Raw genomic sequence first — 1,397 nt, forward strand, 5'->3', positions numbered from 1 at the left:
TTTGGATATGCTAACCGAAGTGAATGTATAAACAATACACTACAAACAAGATTTGGAATTGCCTCAGGATGTAAATTATTCACTGCTATCAGTATCTGTCAACTTGTTGAAAGAGGTGTAATTACTTTTCATACAAAGTTAAAAGATTGTCTACATATTAAATTCCCAAACTTTAATGAAGATATTACAGTACATCAACTTTTAACGCATAGTTCGGGTATTCCAGATTATTTTGATGAAAGTATCATGGATAACTTTGAAGATCTTTGGAAACAAACCCCTATGTATTTTTTAAAAAGTTTAAAAGACTTTTTACCATTATTCCAAAACAGTAATATGATGTTTACACCAGGAAGTAAGTTTTACTATAACAATGCAGGTTTTATTATACTTGGATTAATTATAGAACAGCAGACAGGACTTGAATTTACGGAATATATAGAAAGAAACATATTCGTTCCAGTTGGCATGAATGATTCAGGCTATTTTTCTTTAGATAATTTACCAAAACATACAGCTCTCGGATATATAAAGGATGTAAATAGTCAAAAATGGAGAACAAATGCATACTCTATACCCATAAAAGGAGGTTCTGATGGTGGTGCTTATATTACTGCACCAGACATGGTGAAATTTTGGGAAGCTCTATTTAACAACGAAATATTAAGCCACGAATATACGAAGTTACTTTTAACTCCTCATATTTTGGTGAATAATAGCCAGTCTTACGGCTATGGAATATGGATTGAGAAAAGACAAGGAAATATTTTTAAATATCATGTAATGGGATATGATCCAGGCGTGAGTTTCCGCTCGGCCGTATACCCGGACTTAGGAATTACATTAGTTATTCCATCAAATAAAGGGGCAGGACCCGAAAAATTTATGGTAGAAATAGAAGGAGTTTTTTAATTACATGGATATAAAAATTAGAGCATATAAAAAAGAAGACGAAATAGGCTGGGTACGTTGCCGTTCGTTATCTTTTTTAGATACAGCATATTATGACAATGTACTTAGAGGGAAAGAAAAATATGAAAATCYCGCAAATGAAGGTTTCTCTTTAATGAATTTACAATAATATAAAGATGCATTATTCCGTATGACAAAACCATCCTGCGAAAAGTCCTATAGAATAATTAAGATAAAGGGATGTGTTAGCGATTTGCATATAATTAACGGTAGTTTATTTATTATTTTTGGGGTTATCTGTTATTTATTTGTCCGAAGTATATTAATTGGGTTCAAAAATAAAAAGCATGTGAATTGGTGGAAAGAGTTAATTAGTTTTCTATTTGCAGTATACATTTGTATGGTTGTTGCAGTAACCTTATTCCCTTTACCAATCGGGTTTCCTTCTAGTGTTGAAAATCTTAATCGGTCAGTCAATATTATTC

General features: G+C 31.7%; 2 protein-coding genes and 1 pseudogene. All 3 read left to right on the plus strand.

What is annotated here, in order from left to right; genetic code table 11:
• On the plus strand, positions 1–912 hold a 912-nt coding region (locus AC1DTM_RS26535; RefSeq protein ID WP_477001286.1), incomplete at its 5' end, for a serine hydrolase domain-containing protein.
• Between the two features lie 4 nt (positions 913–916).
• The gene (locus tag AC1DTM_RS26540; RefSeq protein ID WP_477001287.1) at positions 917–1,081 is read left to right on the plus strand and encodes a hypothetical protein; all 165 of its coding nucleotides are present in this window, start codon (positions 917–919) and stop codon (positions 1,079–1,081) included.
• Positions 1,082–1,165: 84 nt separating this feature from the next.
• Positions 1,166–1,397, plus strand: a pseudogene (locus AC1DTM_RS26545) (VanZ family protein); the annotation flags it as partial.

It is taken from the genome of Bacillus sp. P4_D3 (genome assembly GCF_056401855.1).